29 protein-coding genes and 1 tRNA gene are annotated in these 25,992 nt (G+C 31.1%); 17 read left to right on the forward strand and 13 right to left on the reverse strand.

What is annotated here, in order from left to right; all coding sequences use genetic code 11:
• Positions 1–18: 18 nt before the first annotated feature.
• Both LCI24_RS16335 and LCI24_RS16340 read right to left on the reverse strand, forming a co-directional pair.
• Positions 19–1,083: a PA0069 family radical SAM protein gene (locus LCI24_RS16335; protein ID WP_274641337.1), complete on the reverse strand. Its 1,065-nt coding sequence runs from the start codon at positions 1,081–1,083 to the stop codon at positions 19–21.
• Between the two features lie 176 nt (positions 1,084–1,259).
• Positions 1,260–4,004, reverse strand: a complete 2,745-nt coding sequence (locus tag LCI24_RS16340) for a S8 family peptidase (RefSeq protein WP_274641338.1) — start codon at positions 4,002–4,004, stop codon at positions 1,260–1,262.
• A gap of 147 nt (positions 4,005–4,151) precedes the next feature.
• Between LCI24_RS16340 and LCI24_RS16345 the strand changes: the two genes are divergently transcribed.
• The gene (locus tag LCI24_RS16345) at positions 4,152–4,400 is read left to right on the forward strand and encodes a hypothetical protein (RefSeq protein WP_274641339.1); all 249 of its coding nucleotides are present in this window, start codon (positions 4,152–4,154) and stop codon (positions 4,398–4,400) included.
• A 9-nt stretch (positions 4,401–4,409) separates the two neighbouring features.
• Positions 4,410–4,991: a M57 family metalloprotease gene (locus tag LCI24_RS16350; protein WP_274641381.1), complete on the forward strand. Its 582-nt coding sequence runs from the start codon at positions 4,410–4,412 to the stop codon at positions 4,989–4,991.
• A gap of 63 nt (positions 4,992–5,054) precedes the next feature.
• Here the strand turns inward: LCI24_RS16350 and aroC are convergent, their stop codons facing one another.
• The gene (aroC, locus tag LCI24_RS16355; RefSeq protein WP_274641340.1) at positions 5,055–6,116 is read right to left on the reverse strand and encodes a chorismate synthase; all 1,062 of its coding nucleotides are present in this window, start codon (positions 6,114–6,116) and stop codon (positions 5,055–5,057) included.
• 294 nt (positions 6,117–6,410) lie between these two features.
• On the opposite strand from aroC, the gene LCI24_RS16360 reads away from it, so the two are divergent.
• Positions 6,411–6,495, forward strand: a tRNA-Ser gene (locus LCI24_RS16360).
• A gap of 115 nt (positions 6,496–6,610) precedes the next feature.
• Here the strand turns inward: LCI24_RS16360 and LCI24_RS16365 are convergent.
• The 5 genes from LCI24_RS16365 to LCI24_RS16385 all read right to left on the reverse strand — a co-directional run bounded on the left by LCI24_RS16365 (position 6,611) and on the right by LCI24_RS16385 (position 10,602).
• Entirely contained in the window at positions 6,611–7,183 is a 573-nt protein-coding gene (locus LCI24_RS16365) for a phosphatase PAP2 family protein (RefSeq protein ID WP_274641341.1), read from the reverse strand.
• Positions 7,184–7,185: 2 nt separating this feature from the next.
• On the reverse strand, positions 7,186–8,235 hold the full coding sequence (locus tag LCI24_RS16370) for a peptidylprolyl isomerase (protein ID WP_274641342.1): 1,050 nt from the start codon (positions 8,233–8,235) through the stop codon (positions 7,186–7,188).
• Between the two features lie 87 nt (positions 8,236–8,322).
• On the reverse strand, positions 8,323–9,048 hold the full coding sequence (locus tag LCI24_RS16375) for a BamJ family beta-barrel-assembly machinery protein (protein WP_274641343.1): 726 nt from the start codon (positions 9,046–9,048) through the stop codon (positions 8,323–8,325).
• Positions 9,045–9,584, reverse strand: coding sequence for a gliding motility-associated peptidyl-prolyl isomerase GldI (gldI, locus tag LCI24_RS16380; RefSeq protein WP_274641344.1), 540 nt, complete (start codon positions 9,582–9,584; stop codon positions 9,045–9,047). The genes LCI24_RS16375 and gldI overlap by 4 nt, the downstream gene beginning before the upstream one ends.
• Positions 9,574–10,602, reverse strand: coding sequence for a DHH family phosphoesterase (locus tag LCI24_RS16385; RefSeq protein ID WP_274641345.1), 1,029 nt, complete (start codon positions 10,600–10,602; stop codon positions 9,574–9,576). The genes gldI and LCI24_RS16385 overlap by 11 nt, the downstream gene beginning before the upstream one ends.
• A gap of 81 nt (positions 10,603–10,683) precedes the next feature.
• On the opposite strand from LCI24_RS16385, the gene LCI24_RS16390 reads away from it, so the two are divergent.
• From LCI24_RS16390 to LCI24_RS16405, 4 genes are all read left to right on the forward strand, one after another.
• Positions 10,684–11,691, forward strand: a complete 1,008-nt coding sequence (locus LCI24_RS16390; protein WP_274641346.1) for an alkaline phosphatase D family protein — start codon at positions 10,684–10,686, stop codon at positions 11,689–11,691.
• A gap of 109 nt (positions 11,692–11,800) precedes the next feature.
• Positions 11,801–12,220, forward strand: a complete 420-nt coding sequence (locus LCI24_RS16395; RefSeq protein WP_028892988.1) for a nucleoside-diphosphate kinase — start codon at positions 11,801–11,803, stop codon at positions 12,218–12,220.
• 260 nt (positions 12,221–12,480) lie between these two features.
• Positions 12,481–12,888 (forward strand): hypothetical protein, encoded by a 408-nt coding sequence (locus tag LCI24_RS16400; protein WP_274641347.1) that lies wholly within the window; start codon positions 12,481–12,483, stop codon positions 12,886–12,888.
• Between the two features lie 168 nt (positions 12,889–13,056).
• The gene (locus tag LCI24_RS16405; RefSeq protein ID WP_274641348.1) at positions 13,057–13,476 is read left to right on the forward strand and encodes a hypothetical protein; all 420 of its coding nucleotides are present in this window, start codon (positions 13,057–13,059) and stop codon (positions 13,474–13,476) included.
• Between the two features lie 47 nt (positions 13,477–13,523).
• On the opposite strand, the gene LCI24_RS16410 is transcribed toward LCI24_RS16405, so the two are convergent.
• Positions 13,524–13,823, reverse strand: coding sequence for a DciA family protein (locus LCI24_RS16410; RefSeq protein WP_099215390.1), 300 nt, complete (start codon positions 13,821–13,823; stop codon positions 13,524–13,526).
• 34 nt (positions 13,824–13,857) lie between these two features.
• Positions 13,858–14,937: a DNA replication/repair protein RecF gene (recF, locus tag LCI24_RS16415; protein ID WP_274641349.1), complete on the reverse strand. Its 1,080-nt coding sequence runs from the start codon at positions 14,935–14,937 to the stop codon at positions 13,858–13,860.
• A 113-nt stretch (positions 14,938–15,050) separates the two neighbouring features.
• On the opposite strand from recF, the gene LCI24_RS16420 reads away from it, so the two are divergent.
• The 10 genes from LCI24_RS16420 (at position 15,051) to LCI24_RS16465 (ending at position 24,387) form a co-directional block, all read left to right on the forward strand.
• Positions 15,051–15,833: a tetratricopeptide repeat protein gene (locus LCI24_RS16420; RefSeq protein ID WP_274641350.1), complete on the forward strand. Its 783-nt coding sequence runs from the start codon at positions 15,051–15,053 to the stop codon at positions 15,831–15,833.
• Entirely contained in the window at positions 15,833–16,339 is a 507-nt protein-coding gene (gene ribH, locus LCI24_RS16425; RefSeq protein WP_274641351.1) for a 6,7-dimethyl-8-ribityllumazine synthase, read from the forward strand. The genes LCI24_RS16420 and ribH overlap by 1 nt, the downstream gene beginning before the upstream one ends.
• A gap of 177 nt (positions 16,340–16,516) precedes the next feature.
• Positions 16,517–16,795, forward strand: coding sequence for a riboflavin synthase subunit beta (locus LCI24_RS16430; protein ID WP_274641352.1), 279 nt, complete (start codon positions 16,517–16,519; stop codon positions 16,793–16,795).
• Between the two features lie 4 nt (positions 16,796–16,799).
• On the forward strand, positions 16,800–18,653 hold the full coding sequence (gene mutL / locus LCI24_RS16435) for a DNA mismatch repair endonuclease MutL (protein WP_274641353.1): 1,854 nt from the start codon (positions 16,800–16,802) through the stop codon (positions 18,651–18,653).
• An 8-nt stretch (positions 18,654–18,661) separates the two neighbouring features.
• Positions 18,662–19,387: a rhomboid family intramembrane serine protease gene (locus tag LCI24_RS16440; protein WP_124591219.1), complete on the forward strand. Its 726-nt coding sequence runs from the start codon at positions 18,662–18,664 to the stop codon at positions 19,385–19,387.
• Between the two features lie 41 nt (positions 19,388–19,428).
• A complete protein-coding gene (locus tag LCI24_RS16445; RefSeq protein ID WP_274641354.1) occupies positions 19,429–20,289 on the forward strand; it encodes a rhomboid family intramembrane serine protease in 861 nt (286 codons plus the stop codon).
• Positions 20,290–21,303, forward strand: a complete 1,014-nt coding sequence (locus LCI24_RS16450; RefSeq protein WP_274641355.1) for an endonuclease/exonuclease/phosphatase family protein — start codon at positions 20,290–20,292, stop codon at positions 21,301–21,303. It abuts the gene before it with no gap.
• A 55-nt stretch (positions 21,304–21,358) separates the two neighbouring features.
• On the forward strand, positions 21,359–22,501 hold the full coding sequence (locus LCI24_RS16455) for a geranylgeranyl reductase family protein (protein ID WP_274641356.1): 1,143 nt from the start codon (positions 21,359–21,361) through the stop codon (positions 22,499–22,501).
• 155 nt (positions 22,502–22,656) lie between these two features.
• On the forward strand, positions 22,657–23,382 hold the full coding sequence (locus LCI24_RS16460) for an aspartyl/asparaginyl beta-hydroxylase domain-containing protein (RefSeq protein ID WP_274641357.1): 726 nt from the start codon (positions 22,657–22,659) through the stop codon (positions 23,380–23,382).
• A 6-nt stretch (positions 23,383–23,388) separates the two neighbouring features.
• On the forward strand, positions 23,389–24,387 hold the full coding sequence (locus tag LCI24_RS16465; RefSeq protein WP_274641358.1) for an SAM-dependent methyltransferase: 999 nt from the start codon (positions 23,389–23,391) through the stop codon (positions 24,385–24,387).
• Here the strand turns inward: LCI24_RS16465 and LCI24_RS16470 are convergent.
• The 3 genes from LCI24_RS16470 to LCI24_RS16480 form a co-directional block, all read right to left on the reverse strand.
• Positions 24,384–24,926 carry a hypothetical protein gene (locus LCI24_RS16470; protein WP_274641359.1) on the reverse strand — a complete coding sequence of 181 codons (543 nt, stop codon included), beginning with the start codon at positions 24,924–24,926 and terminating at the stop codon, positions 24,384–24,386. The two genes, LCI24_RS16465 and LCI24_RS16470, sit on opposite strands and share 4 nt — an antisense overlap.
• Positions 24,927–25,092: 166 nt before the next feature.
• The gene (locus LCI24_RS16475; RefSeq protein WP_125068289.1) at positions 25,093–25,512 is read right to left on the reverse strand and encodes a hypothetical protein; all 420 of its coding nucleotides are present in this window, start codon (positions 25,510–25,512) and stop codon (positions 25,093–25,095) included.
• Between the two features lie 36 nt (positions 25,513–25,548).
• The gene (locus LCI24_RS16480) at positions 25,549–25,890 is read right to left on the reverse strand and encodes a zinc ribbon domain-containing protein (protein WP_274641360.1); all 342 of its coding nucleotides are present in this window, start codon (positions 25,888–25,890) and stop codon (positions 25,549–25,551) included.
• Positions 25,891–25,992 lie beyond the last annotated feature (102 nt).

Genomic DNA, 25,992 nt, shown 5'->3' on the forward strand with positions numbered 1-25,992 from the left:
CGTTTTACAATATCTTATTTAAAACAGTGATGTTTGATTGGTTTGATATTTATCAAACTTGGTAAAATCTAACGGAGGAAGTTTTTTATCTTTTAAATACAGTTTTTTTGCCAAATTAAACTGCATGTTTATTTGTTCTGCTATTTTACCTTCTCCTCTCATTCTACTTGCGTAACGAGAATCATTTAATGAACCGCCATGACAATCTTCTATTTGATGTAAAATTTTGTCCGATCTATCAGGATATGTTTTTCTTACCCAATTGGTAAAAATTTCTCCTATCGCTCCATTTAAACGTACTATTGTATATGCAACTGATGTTGCCCCTAGCTCACTTACCTTTTTTACTAATGGTAGTATTTCGTGACTATTAATTGAAGGGATGATTGGTGCCATCATTACATTTACTGGTATGTTATTTTCTGATAGGGTTTTGACTGTTTCTAATCTTTTTTTGATGGTCGCTGTTCTTGGCTCTACTATTCTTCTTGTTTCTTCTAATAGTGATGTGATAGATATACTTACCCTTAATAAATGAAGAGATGCCATTTCTTTTAAAATATCTAAATCACGAAGTATTAATGCATTTTTTGTTATAATACTTACCGGATGCTTTAAGTTTAATAGTACTTGTAGCATTTTTCGGGTGATTTGAAGTTTCTTTTCTATCGGTTGATAACAGTCTGTATTTCCAGAAAACATAATATTTTGTGGTTGCCAGTTACGACTTCGTAGTTTTTTCTCTAATAGTTCTGGTGCATTTGCTTTGTACAATATTTTACGTTCAAAATCTAACCCTGCTGAATACCCCCAATATTCATGTGTGTTTCGCGCATAACAATAGATACAACCGTGTTCACAACCTTGATATGGATTCATTGAATATGAAAACCCAATATCTGGACTTGTCACTTTATTAAGAATTGTTTTAGGATAAATTTCTAAATATGTTGTTTTATTATTGTCTGCTGATTCGTTTTCAGCTTCGCAATAGTTTAAGAAATCATCCAACACTTCGTGTTGATGTTGTGTAAATTTATTGTGTGTGTTGTGTTGTGCACCACGTCCTTTAATGTAGTCCATAATCATATCTAAATAAAACGTTATAAAATTGTCTTTAGAATGACTTTATCGAGAACAGGTTCATATAAGCTTCTCGATACAATTTCGATAGGGTTCCGAAATCATCCGAAGTGACTTTGTAAAATTACAAAAAGTAACACAAAAGTTTTAGTGTTCTTCTATATTATTTATAGCTATTAAGGTTTTACTAGTATTTTCTTTACTGCTACCTGTTGTCCATCTTTTAGTATACGCACAAACAATAAACCTGTTTTAAAATTTGGTATAGGAATGGTTTGCCTGATTTTTTGAATTTTGTTTGTATAAATTATTCTTCCTGTAACATCTACAATCTCTATATCTAAGTTGTTTCCTCTTGAATACACAAACATTCCTTCTGATGCCTTCACAGGGTTTGGATATATTTTTAAGGTGTTATCAAAAGGAAAATCTATTTTTATACTATCTGTATAAATTTCTGTTCCATCATCAAGAATAATTTTAGCTCTATATTCGTTTTTTCCTCCTTTAACACTGATATCATCCGTTTGGAGTTCTTGAACATTGAGAGCTGTAAAAGTTTTAATAATTTCAGTTTCTCCATTGAGTGTTTTTTCAAAAACAACTGAAGCTACATTCGTCAAAGTACTCAAGCTTAATCGAACATCTACTACATTTTCATTTTTTATAAAGGCTAAAAAATTCTTGTAATAACAGTTTACTCCTTGTGAATTGTAGTTTATTGATCGTCCTTTAACTCCTACCTCTTCATTAAAAACTGGTGTTACTGATATATAAGATGTTTTAAATGTACTTTTTGGAATTACAACATTCGTTTCGTTTACTATTGAGTTTGTATACATATAAGTATCATCCAGCAGTTGCACATTATATGCTGTTGCATTCGGAACTGACTCCCAGCTAAATTGAATATTTTTATCACAATTAAAATCGACAATTGGCGTAATAACATCTGAAATTATAAATTCTTCTGAATTATAATATGTTCCATTTACCAAAGCTCTTAATTGAACGACTCCGTTAACTTCTGGAGTACTCCAAAGTAAGTAAGGTTTTGCAACATTTGTAGCGTTTGATATTTCCACCCAAGCTCCTTTATTAAAAGAGTATTCAATCTTACTTACTGGAAAATCCAAGTTATTTGTCCATCGTACATATTTATCTGTTACAGTTGGTAACTTATCATCTTTATTAGGATAATTCCATGTGAAAATATTTTTAGATTGATAAAAATAAGCGATCGAAAATGACTGCGTTGATGTTGCTAACGAATTTGCCTTTACTTTTATAGTATATGTACCTGTTTCTGGATTGTCAATCGTTATTAATTCTACATTATTTAAGTGGTCTTCTCCATATACAGCTTCTTTTTCTAGCGAACTTTTGGATGGTGAAGCGTCTAAAACCCAGGGTAACCATGAATTTACACCACTATTCACTTCTAAATCTAGATCGTTTACCAACGCTTTATTGTCATTAACATTAGCAGGAACATCGTTCCAAACTAATGCTATTCTTATTTCTTTTAACTCAGTATTTATAGGAATTGAATATTCTTTAACTTCATTACTTGAAATTTCATCATTAATATATGTTCCATTTTCTAAAATCTCCACACTTTGATAACTGTTCACATTACCATAACCACTTTTAAAGTCTATTCCTTTTGACCCCACATCATCAGCTCCCGCAATTAATACAGATTTTAACAATGCCGAAGAAGGAAATTTGTTTGTTTTCTCTTTATATTTATGTTGTAGTAGCGTTGCTACTCCAGAAACTATTGCAGCTGCATCTGATGTTCCGTCGGGTCCATGAGCCACTAATTCAGGTTTTACTCTACCATCATAAGTAGGTCCTTTTGAACTTCTTGTGTTTACTACTAGCTCTTTATTAACCCCTCCAATAACTAAAACATTTTTTGCCATTTTATAGTTTCCTGTCATATTAGCATATCCTTCTATTCCTTGGTAAGTTCCTTCATTAGATGCTACTTCTCCTGTATTACCTGAAGAAAATACATGAAGTAATTCAGGTACGTCAATTGTGCTTTGATCATATGCATTCGCTTCAGCTCCATAAAAATTTTCTATTTCTGTTCCATAAGAATGGTTTTGAACAAATATATTATTGTCAACATAGTAAGTGTCATTATCAGGTAATAGCGTACTAAAGTCTGAAGATGATAAATTACTATGATAAGCAACTCCTTTGGAGTTATGTGTACTATTCCCAGCTCCTCCTATTGTAGTAGCCATTAAAGTTGCATGACTAGAAACATCTTCTGCTTCATTTCCGTACAATTTTATTCTATTTCTTAAGTCTATATCGTTAACATCAAACAACAATTCTTTTACAGAAACAGTTAATCCCTCACCATTAATTGTTTTAAAATCATTTTGAAGTTTATTTATATTATTTACGCTTAAATCTATTTTTTCTATCGGTGTTTTTTCTGGACTAGGAGTTTTTTGAACATCTACATAAACAACATAATACAGGCGGGTTAATTTACTTATATCAGCTGAAGATACTCTAAGAGCTAGAATATTTTTATACGTATGCTGTACTTCAATATTTATATTTTTTTCTTCTACTTCTTCTAAAAATAGTTTTGAATTAATTGTTTTGACAACAACCTTCACCTGTTTATTCTTTTTCTTAGACAATTGTGAAACTCTGTATGATTGTTTCCATCTATTATTTATATCGAATAAATTTCCTTTAATTGAAAAAGGCTTTTCTTTTTTTGTTATTATAAAAAAGTTTTCGTCTAATTTTCGTACTACATTAACTTCTTTCTCATTGAAAATCAGATCTTTTTTATGAATTAAATAATATTTTTTTTTCAACTCTTTTTCCTGATTTTTTTGTGGTTCTATTTTTTTCACATAATCAGGAAAATCAACTTGCGAGTACATTTTAAATGTTAAAAATATTCCGAAAACAAAAAGAAAAAACAGCCTCATAAAAATATATTATTAACGCAAATAAAACACTTTTTTTGCATATTTCATGATAAAAACATACATTCGTTGAAATTTTTTAATAAAAATCCTTTCAAAAAAATGAAAAATTTAAATTCACAACTATTAAGCCTTTTGGCTTTTGCAGTTATTTTGTTTACTGCATGTAACTCTTCAGAAGAGACTATTCCAAACAACGAAACTAGCGAAATTACGCCCGAAATAGTTTCAAAACTACAAGCTGCTTATTTCGAAACCTCTTCAGCTAAAGTAACTACCTTTATGGGAGAAAAAGGTGTGGCTGTAGAAGACATGTTCTTTACTTTTGCTCAAATTGATGAGTTAGGTTAAGGTTCAAACATTCCAAACACTGAACATTACAGAACTACTAATTTAGTAACAGGTTTACCAAGAGTTATTACTGTAAGTGTTTCTCCTGATTTAGGAACTTTAGGTTCAGATGCTTTAGATAAAACTATTGTTATGTTAAACAACTTAGGTTCTCAATTAACTTACCAAAGAGTTTCTTATGGTGGTAAAGGTAAATCTAAGGCTGATATTGAAGTTAATGAGTTTTACGAATTAGAAAGTGGTGGGTTTATCACTTTAGGTAGAGCTGCTGGTTTCCCAACTAGAAGAGGAGACCCTGCTAAAGGTTTTGGTATTAACAGTAGATGGTTTGAATTATCTATTGCGCCTACTTCTAGCGAGCTTGCTGGTACTATGGCTCATGAAATTGGACACTGTATTGGTTTCCGTCATACTGATTATCAAACACGTGAAAGCTGTGGACAAAATGTTAATGAAGGAAGCGCTGGTGTAGGAGCTATTCATATTGCTGGTACTCCAACTGGATCTGATAATACTTCTATTATGCAATCTTGTGGACCTGCTACTACATTTAACAATAACGATAAAAATGCAATGTTAACTCTTTACTAGAAAGAGTCGTATTTTTAAGATACTTGAAAGCCCAGACATATTATATCTGGGCTTTTTATTTTTTTAAACTTTTCTAGTTTTATTCATTAACCAAAAATCTGCGAGCACTAAAGCTGTTAACGCTTCTACAATAGGTACAGCTCTTGGTACTACACAAGGATCATGTCGTCCTTTTCCATGTATTTCTGTAGCTTCACCTTTCGAGTTTGTCGTAGCTTGGTTTTGCATTATCGTTGCTACGGGTTTAAAAGCTACTCTAAAGTAAATATCCATTCCGTTAGAGATTCCTCCTTGAATACCTCCTGATAAATTAGATTGGGTTGTTCCGTCTGGATTGAAAATATCATTGTGTTCAGAACCTTGCATTTTTGCTCCACAAAAACCACTTCCATACTCAAAACCTTTTACTGCATTAATAGAAAGCATTGCTTTTCCTAGTTCAGCATGTAACTTATGAAAAATAGGTTCTCCTAACCCTACAGGTACATTCTGAGCTACGCAGGTTATTGTTCCTCCAATAGTATCTCCAGCTTTACGTATTTCATGAATCTTATCAATCATCTTTTCTGCTGATGCTTCATCAGGACAACGAACAATGTTGCTTTCTATTTTAGAAAAGTCTAAATCTTGATATGGTTTCACCATGAAAGCATCACCTACTGATGATGTAAATGCATTGATATTAATATGATGGATTAATTGCTTAGCTAAAGCTCCTGCCACAACCCAATTAGCTGTTTCTCTTGCAGATGTTCTTCCTCCGCCTCTATGATCTCTTATTCCGTATTTTTTGTCATACGTATAATCAGCATGTGAAGGACGGTATACATCTGTATTATGGTTGTAGTCTTTACTTTTTTGATTTGTATTCTTTATTATAAATCCTATTGAGGCTCCTGTAGTCACCCCTTCAAAAATACCTGACATAAACTCAACCGTATCTGGCTCTTTACGTTGTGTTACAATTTTAGATTGCCCTGGTTTACGACGATCTAATTCTTGCTGAACAGCATCAAAATCAACTTTCATTCCTGCAGGGAATCCATCTATTACACCCCCAATTGCAATTCCATGAGATTCACCAAACGTAGTTAGCTTTAAAGTATTTCCGAATGAATTAAACATATCTTATTATTTAATAGAACGAAGGTAGAATTTATTTACTAAAAACGATAATTTTCATTCTTATAATTGCAGCTTAACTTGTTATTATATCCTTTATTCAAGTCTGCTCACTTTTATCTTTATTTTTTTATTCTTGCATTTTACACCAAACTTATTGATAGCAAAAGCGTTACGTTTCACAACTTTTTTAATGCTTAAATTTTATTAAAAAAAGTAGCAAAAAACTTTTTTAGAATTGAAAAAAGGTCATATATTTGCACCCGCAATCAGGGAATATATCTGATGAGGCACTCAGGAGAAATGGCAGAGTGGTCGAATGCGGCGGTCTTGAAAACCGTTGTCTGTAACAGGACCGGGGGTTCGAATCCCTCTTTCTCCGCAAGTCCGAAGCGAAAGCTTCGGATTTTTTTTTAGGGGATTAAAGAAAAAAAGCTTACAAAACTGTAAGCTTTTTTTAGTTATTAGAGGCAACATGCTTCCTTATACATATTAAACTACCACTTTCTTACCCCTAGCTTCTTTTCTAAGGCTAAGTATGCAAAATAAAATAATGTTCCTAAAATCATCCCTGAAACATACCCTGTTGTAACATCAACAGGAAAATGCACTCCTAAATATATTCTACTATATCCAAAAATTAAAGGAAATAAAATCATTAAATAAATCAACTTAAAATGTTTTCTCAATAACAAAATCATAAAAGTAGTTATTGTAGTAGATAATGAAGCATGACCAGACCAAAAGCTGTATCCTCTAGGCTTGTATGTAAAATTCCTTAAATACTCTTTTAAACCTTCTGTATTACAAGGTCTAATTCTTTCTGTAGTGTTTTTAATTAAATTTGTGAATTGGTCAGAAAAAGCAATAATAATTGTTACAAACAATACTGTAAACAATCCTTTTTTCCATCCAAACTGTTTAAACACTAAAAACAGCACAAAAGCAAATAGTGGTGTCCAAGTAAATTGATTTGTTATTGTTAACCAAAAACTATCCCACTGTTCGCTTCCTAAATTGTTAAGATAAATTAAAAGCTCTTTATCTTTTTGTATAATATTTTCTATCAAAACTACTTTCCTACTTTTAAAACTTCTATTTCAAAAATTAAATCCGACTTTGGAGGTATTGGACCTACTCTACGATCACCATACCCTAAATAAGAAGGTATAAACAATCGCACTTTATCTCCTTCTCTCATTGTCTTCACACCTTCTTTCCACCCTGCTATTAACGGAAAGTTTTCATCATCAACAGTAAAAACAAAAGCTTCTCCTTTATCTAAACTAGAATCAATTTTTCTTCCATCTGCCAAATACAACGTATAATGTGCTGTAGTAGGCAATGCTGGATTTACCTTTTTCCCATTTCCTTTTTGTAAGGATAAAATTTTCAATCCTGAATCGGTTGTAACAGCATCATTAATCCCTTGCTCTTCTTGGTATCTTTGTTTTAACTCTTCTAATTTCTTCTTTCTTTCCTCTTCTTTCTTTTCAACATTTGCTAGTTCTTGTTCAAAAACTACTGGCGCATCAAATTTAGAGGCATCCTCGCCTATCCTTAAAATTTCTATATGCTTTATATAATCATTTTTTTGAATAGTATCCACTATAGCTTGACCTTGTAAAACACGTCCAAAAACAGAGTGCCCACCATCTAACCAAGGTGTTGCTTTATGTGTTATAAAAAACTGACTTGAATTTGTAACTGGTCTCGAGTAATTCGCCATCGACAGTACTCCTGGTCCATCATGTTTATACAATAGGTTACCTTCATCATCCATTGGAAATTCATCTGCAAATGTATAACCAGCATCTCCTGAACCAGTTCCTGTTATATCTCCCCCTTGTATCATAAAATCTTTAATTACCCTATGAAACTTAGTTCCATCATAAAACGGTGTACCTTTTAAAGAATCAATCATTTTAGGATGACTCCCCTCACTTAATGCCACAAAGTTAGCCACTGTCATTGGTACTTTATCGTAAAAAAACTTCACCAAAATATCACCTCTATTAGTTTGGATATCTGCATACAGCCCGTTCTCTAAACTAGGGTATTTAGCTGATTTGCACGATACAAATACTAGTAGCGTAACAAGTACTATTTTAAATAATTTCATTTATTTTAATTTATTTTCTCCTATAAACAATTAATTAGGTTAACAGCAAGTGCTAACCTAATTAATTATCAACTATTTAAGTTTTATTTATTTTACTTCTAATAATTCTACCTCAAAAACTAGAGCAGAAAAAGGCTTAATATGCTGACCTCTTTGTTGTGGACCATAAGCTAATTCTTGTGGAATAAAGAATTTATATTTTGCTCCTGGCTTCATTAACTGTAAACCTTCTGTCCATCCTTTAATTACTTGACTTACTCCAAATTCAGCAGGCTCTCCTTTTTCCACAGAACTATCAAAAACAGTTCCATCAATTAAAGTTCCATGGTAATGAACTTTAACTCTAGAACTAGCCGTAGGAGCATCTCCTTCACCTTCTTTTAAAACAACATATTGTAAACCACTTTCAGTAGCTTTTACTCCATCTTTTGTTTTATTTTCTGCTAAAAAGTCTTCTCCTGCTTTTTTATTGTCTCCAAATTCAGCTTCTGCTTTTTTAGCTTGCTCTTCTTGCATTTGTTTCATTTTTTCTTGTTGCTTCTTCTGGAAAAATGCTCTTAAGATATTATTTATGTCTTTTGACTCTACTAATAAGTTTGTAGAATCCATTCCATTTTTAAAACCTTGTACAAACAAATCTTGATCCATTTCATCAAAGTTTGTTTTAATTTTATTAGCCATATCTAAACCTAAAGCATAACTTACAGAGTCTACTTCTGTTGCTAATGAACTTTTTTGTTTAAACTGACCGTTACTGCATGAAACAATTGATAAACCTACAACTGTAGCTGCTAAAATGTTGGTTAATTTCATTCTTCTTTTTTTGATTTTATATCGATTAATGTTACTGTACTTTGTATTGGCTGATTTACAGCTATTTTATTTCCATCTCCTGTTACTCCAAAGGCCCTATATGATGGAATGACAAATGTAATGGTTTCTCCTTTTTTCATCAACTTTATTCCATCTTGTAATGCAGGAATAAAATCTTCTTTATCTACTTTATAACTTCTCTCCTTCGTTTCATAAAGAACATCTCCATTAAGATCCTTTATATTATATGACAACATTACCAAATCTTCAACTTGTGGAGAACTTAAATTCAATGTGTCTTTAGTTACATATGTATACCAAAAACCATTAGGTGAACTTTTATATTCTTTAACAGTATCTTTAGCAACCCATTCTTCTAAACGCTGTTTTTCTAAAGCATTTAACTTCTTATTCTCTTTAAGAACTTCTTTATAAAAATTTGTTGTACCATGCTGCTTTGGTCTTCTTGCCTGAGGTTCTTTACAAGACACTACAACTAATGCTATAAAAACAAAAAATGTTATTTTACGCTTCATACGAATTTTCTAACTCTTGTTGGTATGTAGGTAATAACGACTTAAATCTCTCTATCGTATTTTCCATATTATCATCACTTCTGCCTCCTGCAGCATTATCATGCCCTCCTCCATTAAAATAGTTACGAGCAAACTGGTTTACAGAAAAACTTCCTTTAGAACGGAAAGATATTTTTACAATCCCCTGTTCTTCATCTTCTATAAAAATAGCTGCAAATACAATCCCTTTCAAAGATAATGCATAATTCACAACCCCTTCTGTATCTCCTTTTTCGTAATGAAATCGTTTTTTCTCTTCTTCCGTTAAGGTTATGAAGGCTGTTTTATACTCTGGTAAAACTTTCATATTACTCAAAGCTTGTCCTAGTAACAATAACCTGTTGTAAGAATTTGCATCATGAATATTACTATGAATTCTATCATTTTCAGCTCCTTTGTCTATCAAGTCTGCTATAATTCTATGAGTCGTACTTGTTGTTGATCTAAAACGGAATGAACCTGTATCTGTCATAATACCCGTATACAAACAAGTAGCTATATTCTTATCTATCAAATCAACATCTTCCATCATTTCAATAAAATTGTATACCATTTGACATGTTGAAGACATAGATGTATCAGAATACATATACATAAAATCATCTGGCTGTTGATGATGATCTATTAAAGCAAAATCATTTTCATATTGCTCTAATGTGTTTTGCATGTCATTTCCAACTCTATGCAATGCATTAAAGTCTAGTAAAAAAATAATATCAGACTTCGATAAGGCTTTGACTGATTGTTTGTTTTGACGATCAAAACGTTTTACGGTTTTTGACCCAGGAACCCAATGTAAAAAATCAGGGTACTCGTTTGGCATTAATACCTGAGTAGTATGCCCTTTTTTATCTAAATAATGTTTTAATCCTAACGTTGAACCTATTGCATCTCCATCGGGATTTCTATGCCCAATTATCACAACATTTCTAGGTTCTGACAAGAATTCTTGCAGTTCTGTAAAGTGTTTCAAAATCATAAAAGGCGAATATACAAATTAATGCTATATTAACCTTTTTATGTATTTCTTTTTGTTTCTTCGTTCAAAAATAAAATTACCATGACCATTATGAAATTTACTACTTCATTTGTATTATTAGTAGCCTTTTCTCTAACCTCTTTTAGCCAAGAAACATTTACAATTACTTTTGGTTCTTGTAATAATCAGAGACTTAACAACCCTTTTTGGGAAGACATTTTATCTCTTGAACCAGATGTATGGATATGGGGTGGAGACAACATTTATGCAGACACCAATAATATGCGTAAAATGAAACGCATGTATAAAACTCAAAAAAATGTAAAAAGTTATAAAAAACTAACCACTAAGATTCCTATTCTTGCTACATGGGATGATCATGATTATGGTAAAAATGATGCAGGAGTAGAATTTGTAATGAAAGATGAAAGTCAACAATTATTTTTAGACTTTTTAAACATACCCAAAAACTCACCAAGAAGAAAACAAAAAGGCGTTTATCACTCTAAAACTTTTAAAACAGAAAAAGGTAGTGTTAAAATTATTGTTTTAGATACTCGTTATTTTAGAACTTCACTCTCTAAAGGAACAAACGGACAACGTTTTCAACCAAATAAATACAATGAAGGTACAGTTTTAGGAAAAACTCAATGGGAATGGCTCACTAATGAGTTAACAAACTCTACAGCAAACTTTACTGTGATAGTTAGCAGTATTCAAATATTACCTAAAGAACATGGTTTTGAAAAATGGGCAAACTTTCCTCATGAAGTAGATAAATTATTCAATTTAATTCAAAAATCAACAAATACCAATGTCATTCTTCTTTCTGGTGACAGACATATTTCTGAGTTTTCTAAGACTAACATTAACGGAGTAAAATATCCAATTATTGATTTTACTTCAAGCGGATTAACACACTCCTATTCTTCATTTACCTCAGAAAAAAACGACTTTAGAGTTGGTAGTGTCGTTAACTCTTTAAGCTATGGCATGTTGATTTTAAACTTAAAAACTAAAAAAGTTAGTTTTCAAATGCGTGGTAAAAACGGAGTTATCTTACAAGAAATCAATCAAATATACCCTTAACTTGTTAATAACATTAAAAAGTGTATTTTTGCGCCGATTTATGCGCAAATTTGCATAAGCAACAACAATTAAGGAATTTATCATTTACTGATATTTATTACATTTAATAATGGCAACAAATAGAACTTTTACAATGATTAAACCAGATGCTGTAGAAAACGGACATACTGGTGCAATTTTAGAAAAAATTAATGCTGCAGGTTTCAGAATCGTAGCTATGAAAAAAACACAAATGACTAAGCGTGATGCTGAGACTTTTTACGGAGTACACAGTGAGCGTCCTTTCTTTGGTGAATTAGTTGAGTTTATGACTCGCGGACCAATCATCGCTGCTATCTTAGAAAAAGACAATGCTGTAGAAGATTTTAGAACTTTAATCGGTGCTACAAACCCAGCTGAAGCTGCTGAAGGAACTATCCGTCAGTTATACGCTACTTCTATTGGAGAAAACGCAGTGCACGGTTCTGATTCTGATGAAAACGCAGCTATCGAAGGTGCCTTCCACTTTTCTGGTAGAGAAATGTTTTAATTCTTAGTAAGAAATAAACTTTATATATTAAACTCGTTACATAATCGTAACGAGTTTTTTTGTTTAATACTCTATATAACACTTAGTTTTTATTCTAATAAAAAAAATCATCACCTCCATTAAAAAACTATAAAACAAACACTTAACTTTTAATCTTTCTTTTATCCAGCAACTTCCTTTTAAAAAGCTTTTATATTACCTAGTTTTGCCTTCCGCTTTAAAAAAAGCAGAAAATAATTCTACAACTTAAAATCAAAAAAATGGCAAAAGATCAAGATCCAAAACAAGTAATTCAACAAACAAAAAAAGTAGTATCAGGAGGTATCGTTGGCTGGCTAACAAGATTATTCTTAGGTAAAAGTTTTGTTGATGAAACAAACGACATACTTGAAGCTTCTGAAGCTCAAATCGATTTAGTTGATAAACAACAAAGATTGATTACAGAAGGAACTCCTGCTAAAGCTAAAGTTTCTCTAGTACAAGACACAGGCTCATTAGTTAATTTTGACCCTATTATTCTATTAAGCCTTCATGTTGAACCAGTATCTGGTGAAAAGTTTGATATTAGCACCACAACGCACGTATCTAAACTATCTATACCTAAAGTTGGAGAAACAATAAACATCAAGTATGATCCTAATGAAAAATCATCAATTGTTATTGTTTAGCTTTAACTCAATAAAGAAATAACAATAAAAAACTCGTTACTTAATTGTAGCGAGTTTTTTTACAACTAAAATTATTGTTGGACAAAGTTTAATTTTGATTAACTTAGAGCCCTATTTATCTAACTTCAAATTATTTAGACAGACATATAACTCAAAAAACTTTAAGCTATGAAAAAAATAATAACCTTATTAATTCTTACCTTAACATTAACATCATTTACTAAACACCCTGAAAGTGATTTTAGTATTGTAGGAAAATGGAAAGGGAAATACAAAAAAGAAATCGGTTACATAATTTTTAAAAAAAATGGATATGCTTACTTTAAAACCCAAGAAAAAACTTTAGGAGGAAAAAAGTTTACTATAAATGGAGAAAAAGCAACCATGTCATATGAAGTTGATTACTCTAAAGAACCAATAGAAGTTGATTTTATTGTTAAAACAAAAAAAAGCGGCGAAATAAGTAGGTTATTCTGTATCGCTAAAAAAATTAAGAAAAACACTATTAAACTTCAATTCGGTTTTAAAGGAAGTCGTCCAACTGAATTTAACGATAAAGATGGTGTTATCTTTCAAAAGGTTAAATAAACCTACAATTCAACTAACAGTAAATAAATGTATAAAAATTAGAATTACTAAACCAACATTAGTTTTTTAACGAGTTCCTCTCCTATTTCTTCGTTAATCATGCGTATTATTTTATCTTTTCCGTAGCTTAACTCTTCTCGTAGTACCGAAGAAGATAAACGAACAATTAAGGTTCCGTTTTGTAATTTTACTTCGCTTGTATAAGAAGCAACTCCAGCCCCCATAAGTTTTTCCCAAGCTTCGTCAATATGAATTTTTTGAAAACCTTTTTTTAGTTTATTGTTCTCTTGGATAAAACTTCCCATCAAGTCTTTTAATGAAAAACTATCATTTTCTCTTTTAGCCATTAGTTTTATTTTTTGTCTTACTTATATAGCAACATTATAACTTAAAAATCTGATATTCTTGGTTACTCTTTTTTATCACTTCTTCTGTTCTATCTGCATGTGTATCTGTAATAAAAATCTGCCCAAACTCATCACTATTTACCAAATCAACAATTTGAGCAACTCGGTTTTCATCTAACTTATCAAAAATATCATCCAATAACAAAATTGGAGTTACGTTTGATTGTTTTTTTATAAACTCAAACTGCGCTAACTTTAACGCTATTAAATACGATTTTTGCTGCCCTTGAGATCCAAACTTTTTAATAGGATGTTCTTGAATTTCAAAGTTTAAATCATCTCTATGAATTCCTACCGATGTATACTGTAACATTTTATCTTTTTCTAGATTTTGCTGCAACAAAACTTCTAAAGACATATCGTGCAACTGACTTTTATAACGCAAATTCACCTCTTCGTTTGCCCCAGAAATAATTTTATGCTTAGCATTAAAAATAGGTACAAACTCTTCTAAAAAAGCCTTTCTTTTATTATAAATAATCGTTCCGTATTCAATTAATTGCTCATCATATACTTTTAAATTCAGAGCATCAAATGTTCTATTAGCAGCAAAATATTTTAACAATGCGTTTCGCTGACTCACCGTTTTAGTGTACGAAATTAATGTTTGTAAGTATTTTTTGTCCTGTTGAGAAATTACTCCGTCAATAAATTTACGACGAGTTTCGCTTCCTTCAACAATTAAATCCCTATCCGCAGGAGAAATAATCACCAACGGTAACTGCCCTATATGTTCAGAAAATTTTTCGTAGGCTTTTCCGTTACGCTTCAATACTTTTTTTTGACCTCTTTTTAAAGAGCAAATAATTTTTTCTTGTCGATTATTTAACAAATAATCTCCTTCAACCATAAAAAAATCCTGACCGTGTCGAATATTCTGTCCATCAATCGAATTAAAGTAGCTTTTAGCAAATGACAAGTAATAAATTGCGTCTAACACATTGGTTTTCCCAATACCATTATTCCCTACAAAACAGTTAATTTTCTTTTGAAAATCAAAAGTTTGCGATTCAATATTCTTAAAATTTACCAAAGATAGTTTTTGCAAATACATGAATAAGCCTTATTACTAAAAGAAAGCGCAAATTATCGAAAATTTACGAAAAAACGACTTTTAAAATCCAATTAAAAAAACTATTTTTGTCGCCACTAATTTTTTAAGCAATTATGGCTACATACAAGAAAAGAGGTTATAAACCTAAGAAAGAAAAGGTTACACAAGAAGTAGAAGAAACATTTGATGAATCTCAAAGTACTACTGCTGAAGTATTTAACACTTTAGACGATACTGCGAATAAATCAGAAGAATGGATTGAAAAAAATAGCAAGCCATTATTTTACGGATTGGTAGCTGTTGCAGCTTTAATTTTAGTGTACTTAGCTTATAACAAATTTATTGCTGAGCCAACACAACAAGAAGCTTCAAACGAATTAGCATACCCTCGTACTTTCTTTGAAAAAGCAAACACTTCTGCAGGTGCTATTGCTGACTCATTATATACTTTAGGCTTAGAAGGTGGTGATGGAAAATATGGTTTTATTGACATTGCTGAACAATTTGGAGGAACAAAAGCAGGAAACTTAGCTAACTACTATGCAGGTATTTCTTACTTAAAAATGAAAAAATACGAAGAAGCTATCGAGTATTTAAGTGATTTTAGTTCTGACGATGAATTATTAGGCCCTACTGCTTTAGGTGCTATTGGTGATGCTTTTGCTGATATTAACCAGCCAAAAGATGCTTTAGACTACTATCAAAAAGCAGCAAATAAAAAAGACAATCAATTTACTACTCCTTTATTTTTATTCAAAGCAGCTCAAATTGCAATGGATTTAAAAGAGTACGGTAAAGCTGAAAAATTTTATACAACCATTAAAGAAAAATACGCTGATTCTGATCAAGGAAGAGATATTGAAAAATATATCAACAGTGCAAAATACGCTCAATAATGGCAACAACAAATTTATCTTATTACGATAAAGCAACAATCCCAAATGCGAAGTCTTTTCGATTTGGGATTGTTGTTTCAGAATGGAATCCTGAAATCACTAAAAACCTTCACAAAGGTGCTATTGAAACTTTACTAGATTGTGGAGCTACTGAAGAAAACATCGTCTCATGGGATGTTCCTGGTAGTTTCGAATTAGTATATGGATGCAAAAAAATGATCGAAACACAAAAACTTGACGCTATCATAGCCATTGGGAATGTGATTCAAGGTGAAACCAAACACTTCGATTTTGTATGTGAAGGTGTAACACAAGGAATTGTAGACTTAAACATTAAATACGATGTTCCTGTAATCTTTTGTGTATTGACCGACAATACTAAACAACAATCTATTGATCGTTCAGGTGGCAAACTAGGGAACAAAGGAATTGAATGTGCTGTAGCAGCAGTTAAAATGGCAGCAATTAAAAATCAAGAACGTCCATCAAATTCATTAGGTTTTTAATTAATTCTGTTTTAGATAAACATTATTAAAAAGCGTCTAGGTTGCACAATCTAGACGCTTTTTAACTTTAATTTATACACTTTTTTTGACCACCTCTCTATAATTCAGTAACTTTGGAACTCGTCTTATTTGGTGTGATTTTTGTTCCACTTAAGCTATTAAAGAAGCAACAATTTTATGGGATTTATCAAAAGAGAAAATAAAAAGTTCGATTACAAACCTCGTTATTATAAAGGGGATGGTAATCCTTATCAAGTAAAACATAAGTTTGATGAGTACAGAACTACTGTTGGAAAGAGAAAAAGTTTAAAGGGAAAATTTAATGCTGCTTTTGACGAGTTTAAAGATTCTGGTTACAAACTGAATAAAACTATAGTAGTTATAGCCTTGGTTTTAACACTAATATTTTTATTTATTATCGATTTTGACCTTTCAATCTTTTTCCCTAAAAAATAACTAAATGTCAGATATTATACAGTTACTACCTGATCATGTTGCTAATCAAATTGCTGCTGGAGAAGTCGTTCAACGCCCTGCTTCTGTAGTAAAAGAGTTGATTGAAAACTCTATTGATGCTGGTGCTACTTCTATTACCCTATTGTTAAAAGATGCTGGAAAAACTTTGATTCAAGTAATTGACGACGGTAAAGGAATGAGTGCTACCGATGCTCGTTTAAGTTTTGAACGTCACGCTACTTCAAAAATTAAAGATGCACAAGATTTATTCAACCTAAACACCAAAGGATTTCGTGGTGAAGCTTTAGCTTCTATTGCTGCCATTGCACATGTTGAACTAAAAACTAAGCAAGAAGATGATGAGTTAGGCACGCAAATAAAAATTGAAGGTAGTGAAATAACTTCTCAAGAAGTAGTTTCAACTGCTAAGGGCACCAGTATTGCTGTTAAAAACTTATTTTTTAACATTCCTGCTCGTCGTAACTTTTTAAAATCCGACACTGTTGAAACTCGCCATATTGTTGATGAATTTCAACGTGTGGCTCTAGCACACCCAAACATTTCTTTTTTATTACATCATAATAATAACGAAGTTTATCATTTAAAGAAAAGTAATTTACGTAAACGTATCGTCGCTATTTTTGGAACTAAAATGAATGAAAAGTTAGTTCCTATTAATGAGCAAACCGATATTATTACTGTTAATGGTTTTGTGGCAAAACCAGAGTTTGCTAAGAAAAAACGTGGTGAACAATTCTTTTTTGTGAATGACCGTTTTATAAAAAGCTCATACTTAAATCATGCTGTAGTAAATGCTTTTGAAGGTTTGTTAGAGAGTGGTTCACACCCTTCATACTTTTTATATTTAGAAGTACCTGCTAACACGATTGATATTAACATTCACCCAACAAAAACAGAAATTAAGTTTGATAACGAAAAAGCGTTATATGCTATTTTACGTGCTACAGTTAAACATAGTTTAGGACAATATAATGTAGCTCCTGTTTTGGATTTTGATAGAGACTCTACTTTAGATACTCCTTACGATTATAGTAAAAAAAGTAACTCTTCAGTTCCTCCAATAACTGTAGATCCTACATTTAACCCTTTTAAAACTGAAACTAGTTATAAAGAGCCTTCTAATACAAGTAATTCACCAAAAAGTAGCACAACACACAGTTATCAATCTAACTTTAAAAAAGATACTGGAAGTTGGGAAGCTTTATATACAAATACTGATACTATTGAACCTGCTCAACAAGAGCAACTTTTTGAGTCTGAACAAGAAACTGAAACTGGAAAAACCTTCCAAATTCAAAAAAAATACTTGTTGAGTTCTATAAAATCAGGAGTCGTATTAATTCACCAATCTTTAGCACATCAACGTGTATTGTATGAAGAATTTTTAGAAAACATTACTGTTAAAGAAGCAAGCAGTCAACAACTGCTGTTTCCTGTAAATATTTCTTTTTCTTCGTCTGATATAGAAATGATATATAGCATAAAGTCTGATTTAGAGAGTGCTGGCTTTATGTTTGATGAGTTCACCAAAGAAAGTGTAGTAATTGCAGGAATTCCAACCTCAATAAGTGAAAGTCAAATCACACTTATTTTAGAGCAGTTATTAGATGATATTAAACTTGAAGTACCTGACACTAGCTTTAGTCACTTTGATGTAATGGCTAAATCATTTGCAAAATCACTCGCTATAAAAACAGGAACTTCTTTAAATCCAAAAGAGCAAGAAAACTTAGTAAACAACTTGTTCTCTTGTAAAGAACCTAATATTTCACCATTTGGCAAACCTACGTTTAAAACATTAGCTTTAAATGAAATAGATGCCATTTTTAATAAATAAAAAGTAATATGCCAAGATTAACACAAGCCATAAAGCATTTAATAATCATTAACGTGATTATGTATTTTGCTCCGCAGCTATTAAACATGGATTTAACTAATCTATTTGCTTTGCATTATCCTAAAAATGAACATTTTGGGGTTTGGCAATATATTACACACATGTTTATGCATGGTGGGCCTGCTCATTTACTTTTTAATATGTATGGTTTGTGGGCTTTTGGTACTCCACTTGAGCAAATGTGGGGACGAAATAAATTTTTATTCTTTTATTTTTCTGCGGGGATTGGTGCGGGTTTAATTTACACTTTCGCAAATTATTATCAATTTAATGGAATTTATGAACAACTAATTGGCATGGGAGTTTCTCCTGCTGAAATTCAAAATATTTTAAGTTCAGGACAGTATAACGATAGTTTAATTACTTTATCTAATAAAACTATGAGTGAGTTTTATAGTTTATACCACACTCCTGCCGTTGGTGCTTCTGGTGCTATTTATGGAATTTTAGTTGCCTTTGGATTAACTTATCCTGATGCTAAACTAGCATTGATTTTCTTCCCTGTTCCTATTGCTGCCAAATACTTTATTCCTTTAATTATTTTAAGTGATTTATTCTTTGGTATGACTAGTTATTCAATTGGTAACATTGCACATTTTGCACATATTGGTGGTGCTATAATTGGTTTTATTATTGCTTGGTATTGGAAAAAAAATCAATTTAAATTTCGTTAATTTAGTAACTTAACTTGTCTTTATTCAAGAAGTCATAAAACATGAATATACTCGATAACTTAAAATATAGATTTAAACATGCAGGAATTGTTGAACAGTTAATTTATGTAAACTTAGCTGTTTTCTTACTTGTTTTTGTTACCAATACTTTTGGGTTTCTTTTTCAATCTAAAACTAACTTTTTAGTAGAATGGTTAGCTTTACCTGCCAATTTTGATGATTTTATACTAAAACCATGGACTATTATTACATATGGTTTTTTACACACACGTTTCATCCATATCTTGTTTAATCTTATAATTTTATTCTTTGTGGGTAATCTTTTTATAGATTATTTTACCAAAAAACAACTTTTAACTTTTTACTTATTAGGTACATTTTTTGGTGGACTTGTTTTTATTTTAAGCTATAATTATTTTCCTGCGTTAGTAAACAGTCCTCACATTAATGTTTTATTAGGAGCTTCTGCTGGAACATCTGCTATATTGGTTGGAATAGCGACTTACATCCCTAATTATTCATTTAAAATTCCTTTAATTGGCTATGTTAAATTATGGTATATAGCAGTTTTTTTGATTTTAATAGACATAATACAAATTCCAGGAAATAATACTGGTGGGCATTTAGCACACCTTGGTGGTGCTTTATTTGGTTTTTTCTATGTTCGTAGCGCTAGTAACAAGGAATTGGATATTTTTAAATCAATAAACAAACTTTTTTCTAAAAGAGATAAAAAGCTAAAAACAGTTTATAAGTCTGGTAATAAAACCCAAAAATCAAACGTTGATAAAACAAGAAATCAAGAAGAAGTAGATGCTATTTTAGATAAAATTAGTAAATCTGGATACGATACTTTAAGTAAAAGTGAAAAAGAGTTTTTATTTAAACAAGGAAAAAATTAAATGAGAAAGTTTTCGATAGCTAATAAATTTTTATTCTTTATCAATTCAGTTTTTGCAGCTGTTTTATTGCTATCGTACGCACTTCCGTACGTATCTCCGCAAACAATTCCTTTCCTTTCTGTTTTTGGCTTGTTTGTCCCGTTTTTAGTTATCGTAAACATTGGTTTCTTTGTGTATTGGCTTATTAAAATGCATAAAAATGCATTTTTATCATTACTCGTTTTAGCTATAGGATGGTTTATCTCTACTCCCTTAGTTAAATTTTCAAACAAGGAAGTAATCTTAAATGATGATTTAAAAATAATAAGTTATAATGTTCATTTATTTAATCATTATAAACATGAAGAAGATATAACTACTGAGCAGAAAATTTACGAATTCATCAACAATGAAAATCCAGATGTTATTGCCATACAGGAGTTTTATAACTCAAAAATGTTAGACATTAAACTTCCTTACAAATACATAAAAACGAAAACGAAAACGAATAAATTTGGGCTAGCTATTTACTCTAAGCACCCAATTATAAATTCTGGTTCTCTTGATTTTAAACAAAGTGCTAACAATACCATTTTTGCTGATATTCTTGTTAAAAATGACACTATTCGTGTATACAATGTACATTTGGAATCGTTAAAACTGAACCCGAAAAAAGAAAATTTTGGAGAAAAAAGTTCAGAGCGTTTATTTAAGCGTTTAGAAAATGGTTTTGTTAAACAAGTAAGTCAGGTTGAATTAATCCAACAACATGAGTATTCTTGGAAAGGCAAAAAAATTGTTTGTGGCGACTTTAATAACACAGCTTATTCTTGGGCGTATAAACAATTGGCTACTGATAAAAAAGATGCTTTTATTGAATGTGGAATTGGCCTAGGTAAATCTTTCCGATACATCTACCCTATGCGTATCGACTTTGTTTTAACAGATAAAAAAGCTATCATTAACCAGTTTAAAACTTACGGAGACATAAAACTTTCTGATCACTACCCTGTTATGGCTCGCTTACATTGGTAATTTTATTTTTATTTCGGTATAAAAGTGTATTTTTAACCGATTTAAAAACTAACCTATGAAACAACATTACGATGTTGCTGTTATTGGCAGCGGACCATCAGGAGCTTCAACAGCTTTTTATTTAGCACAAAAAGGTATTTCAACTGTTATTATTGAAAAAGAAACTTTACCTCGCTATAAAACATGCGGAGGTGGTTTTGTTTTTAGAGGGCGTAAAAACTTACCTTTTGATATTAAGGAGGTAGTTGAAAAAGAGTTCCATACTGTTGATATTTATCTAGGAGAAAAACTTCATTTTAAAACGCATAGAGAAAAACCAACTATTTCTATGATTATGCGTGATTCTTTTGACAATCTAATTACCCAAAAGGCAAAAGAATTTGGAGCTACGTTATTAGAAAATCATAAATTAAAAGGATTATCTTTTTCTGATGATATTATTACTCTAGAAACTTCTCAGGGAAATTTTACTGCTAATTTTGTTATTGCTGCAGACGGAGCTTTGAGTCCAACCGCAAAAATGGCTGGATGGAAAGAAGATACTCGTAAATTAATTCCTGCTTTAGAATATGAAGTAGAAGTTTCTGATGAAGACTTTGAACGTTTATCTAAAGAAGTTCGTTTTGATATTGATGCTATTCCTTATGGTTATGCCTGGAATTTTCCTAAAAAGAAGCATTTATCTATTGGAGTTGCTTCCGCTAGAAGAACTAAAATTAACTTGAAAGAACACTATCAACAATATTTAAAAACTTTAAATATTACAAATATTGTTAGCGAATCTCAGCATGGATTTCAAATTCCTGTTTCTCCTCGTACAGACGGATTTGTTAAAAACAATGTGTTTTTAATTGGTGATGCTGCTGGCTTTGCTGACCCCATAACTGCAGAAGGAATTTCTAACGCTATTTACAGTGGTAAATTGGCTGCTGAAGCTATAATTGAGAGTGAAAAAGAACCTGAATTAGCTGAAAAATTATACCTAGAAAAAATATCGGAAAGCTTACTTCCTGAAATAAAAACTGGTTTATGGCTTTCTAAGTGGTTTTACGAACAAAAAAATATTCGAAATATTGTATTGAAAAAATACGGTCAACAGTTTAGCGAAGCTATGGCCGATGTTTTTCACGGGGATAGAAGTTATCCTAAAGACATTAAAAAAACAATTACGAATCGAATTAAAGATTTAGTTTCTTAAAAATAAAGAGCAGCCCCAAAAAGGTTGCTTTTTTTATTTTTAATATTCTTTCATTTATACTTAAAAAGTTAGCACTTATTCTCAAAAGATATTTTGTCTGCTTTTTTTCTTTTAACTTGCTGTAAAACTATTCCATCTCTAAATTTTACATTCTAGTGAAAGAAATTAAAACTACCACATCTTTAAAGCTTCCTTTTCTGTTTGATACAGATAAGCTTTTACATGATTATTCTTTAGTTGTAAATCAACATTGGATTCCTCATTTTAACACATCAGGATATGAAGGTGAGTGGAAAGCAATTCCTTTATATACTAGCAATGGTGATACTTCTAACATTTTTGCTTTTCAAAATGATAATGGTACTATTCAGAAAACTCCCATAATGAGTGATTGTAATTATTTTAGAGAGGTCATTAACTCTTTTCAATGCCCTATTTTATCTGCTCGCTTGCTTCGTTTGAATGTTGGTGCAGAAATAAAACCTCATCGTGATTACAAACTTGGTTATGAAGATGGCAATTTTCGCTTACATATTCCGATTATTACAAATAACAAGGTTGAATTTATTTTAAATGATAAACCATTGAATATGTTGCCTGGAGAATGTTGGTATACGAATGTAAATTATGTACATTCTGTTGCCAACAAAGGAAATAAGGATCGCATACACTTAGTTATTGACGCAGAGAGAAACGAGTGGTCAGATTCTTTGTTCTTTTCACTTGCTCCAAAAGATAGCTTTCAAACTATACAAGAAGAAATTGACTCACCAGAAACAATACGTCTTATCTTAAACGAACTAAAGCGTAACAATGAGCCTGCTTCAGAAAAACTTATTCATGAAATGGAACAAAAGTTATTAAAACTTACATCTAAATAATAACTTATGATGAATTTAAAAAAAGAGTTACTGCATATTACTTCTCAATTCTTTGAAGAAAAACCTGATTATTCTTCAGCTTTAAAAGAGTATAAACAATTACTTTTTAGAATTTCAAATGAAACTATAAATAATGAAGAGCATCGAAATAATGTTCAACTTGAAAATGGTGTAGCAATAGGCACTTTATGGGCAGCTAATTGTCTTGATGATTTGGTAAGAACCTATAAGTTTATTAGAGGGATTGAGGTTGCTATTCAAGAGAAAATCCATCAAAAAGACTCACTACATATTCTTTATGCTGGTACTGGTCCTTTTGCTTCGCTCATACTTCCTTTTATATTGAAGTATACTGATTTGAATATAACATACACACTTTTAGAGGTAAATCTTCTAAGTTTTGAGGCTTTAAAAAGTACAATTAAAAAGTTAGGTTTAGAAACCAATAATATCAACTTTATAAATCAAGACGCTACAAAATATCAATTCCCAAAAAACTTTTCTCCTGATATTATTGTAAGTGAAACTATGCAACGTGCATTGGATAGTGAGCAACAAGTTTCTGTTTTTTATAACTTAATGAAACAATCTAATTCAGATACTGTTTTTATTCCTGAGAAAATTACGTTAACTATTGGTACAGGCTCTTCTGAAAATATTAAAACCGACATTCAACAAAAATATTATCGCGAACATGACAAGGTTTTTGAAGTTAGTAAAGAAGCCATGAACTCGAGTGATTGGTTGTTTGAAAAAACTTCAAACAAATTAAGTTTTACTAAAAAGCATACGATTTTAAAAGAAGAAGAACTTTCTACAGCTAGTGAAATTGTGGTGATGACAGAAATTACAATTTATAAAAATGAGAAACTTATTATAAATGAAAGCGGCTTAACTGTTCCTAAATACATTAAGGATGTTTCCAACAACAAAAAAGAATCCTTAACTATTAAATCTAAATATGTAATTGGTGCTGAACCTAAGCTTGATTTAAAAATTGTTTAAACAAACTTCAAGTTTACTCCTTTTTTCTCAGCATATTTCTTTGCTGCCTCGTCTAGTTCTAAGTTTTTTGCTTTAAACTCTTCTAGGCTTTTTGCTTTAAACTCTTTGATTAACTGATTAATTTCTTGTTGAGTTTTTCCCTCATCATACATATATGCTATTTCTGCATAGTCCTTTTTATAAAAGTCGATACAAAACTCAAATAATTCAACAGAAGCATTTATTAACTCTTTTGAATCTTCATTTACTTCTAATTTCTGAATATCTTTTAAACTTCTTTCAAGATTTGGTATGGTGACTCTATGAAGGTATTGAGAATATGTTGCAGCATATTCTTCTCCGTCATTATCATAGTACTTTAGATATTCATTTTTTTGTAATTCTTTAAGTTGCTCAAAATACCCTATACCATAGTTAGCCATCAATAGATTGGCTTTAAGTACTGTTTTTTCAACAACTTTTTGCGGAGTTTCTTTCTGACAACTTGCAAACATTATAAATACTACAATTACCCCTAAAATATTATTTACCCTTTTCATTTCTAATATCTTTTATCAGGTTATAAAATAAATTCTTAACGTTTATGTAAAAAACATTGCAAACAAGGCTTTTTTTTGATTTTTTGATAGAAACCCCACACCCCTACCTTATTTAAGCCTTAGTTTACAATGTTATATTTTTTTTCTCTTTCTTTATTTAGTTAGCTTATATAAAGATGAATGAAGCAACAATCATCCACACTCCTACAGCTATTCCTAATAATCCTAACTTTCCTTGTTTCGGTGCAATCTTCCCTCTCAATATTTCTGCTTTTTCTCTAGCTTCAGGATTTTTTGATAATAATAACTTGTTTATCATTCCGTATCCTAACATAAAACCTAACCCTGCTTCAACAATACTACCTGCTAAGAAAGTTCCCCACCATATTGGTGCCGTAGTTAACCAACCTATATTTAAAACAGCTGAAATGATTCCCCAAATTCCCCAAATACAGAAGATAAGACCAATCCATCCTTGGTAAGGCTCTATTTTTTCTAATAATTCTTTGGCGTTTGGTTTTTTTGATAAAATTAAAGATGGCACTGCCACAATACTTAAAAATACTAATGAGATTCCGTAAATCATGTTTAATTAAAATTTAAATGGTTTATATTGATTTTATTATTTATGAATTAAAAGTGCTGAAGAAAACATAAACAGCATTAAAAAAGTTGCGATGATAAGTCCTGAAAACATCCACCAAGGAGTTTTACTTGTTTGCTTATGCTCTTTTGCTTTTCGTTGTAAATCTGGTGGCATTTGACTTTTGCTCATTTCTAATTTACAATGCCCACAAATACTGTATGTTTTTTTGAATAATGGAAAAACAGGAATCCAAAATATATGTGCATACAATCTATTTACTTGTATAAACAATCGCTCTGGCGTATTACAATAATTGCAACTATGATTGTTTACTGGTTGTATGCTTATTTTGGCTTCTCGCCATCCAAAAATTACCATAACTTTATTACTTATTAATTACGGTACAAAGATGCGAGAGTATCTATTGTTTAAATAGACTGAAACTAGTGAAAGTTATTACCCTGTTTTCAGGGGGTACGC

The organism is Tenacibaculum larymnensis, assembly GCF_028829235.1.
In the GTDB taxonomy this organism is placed as follows: domain Bacteria; phylum Bacteroidota; class Bacteroidia; order Flavobacteriales; family Flavobacteriaceae; genus Polaribacter; species Polaribacter larymnensis.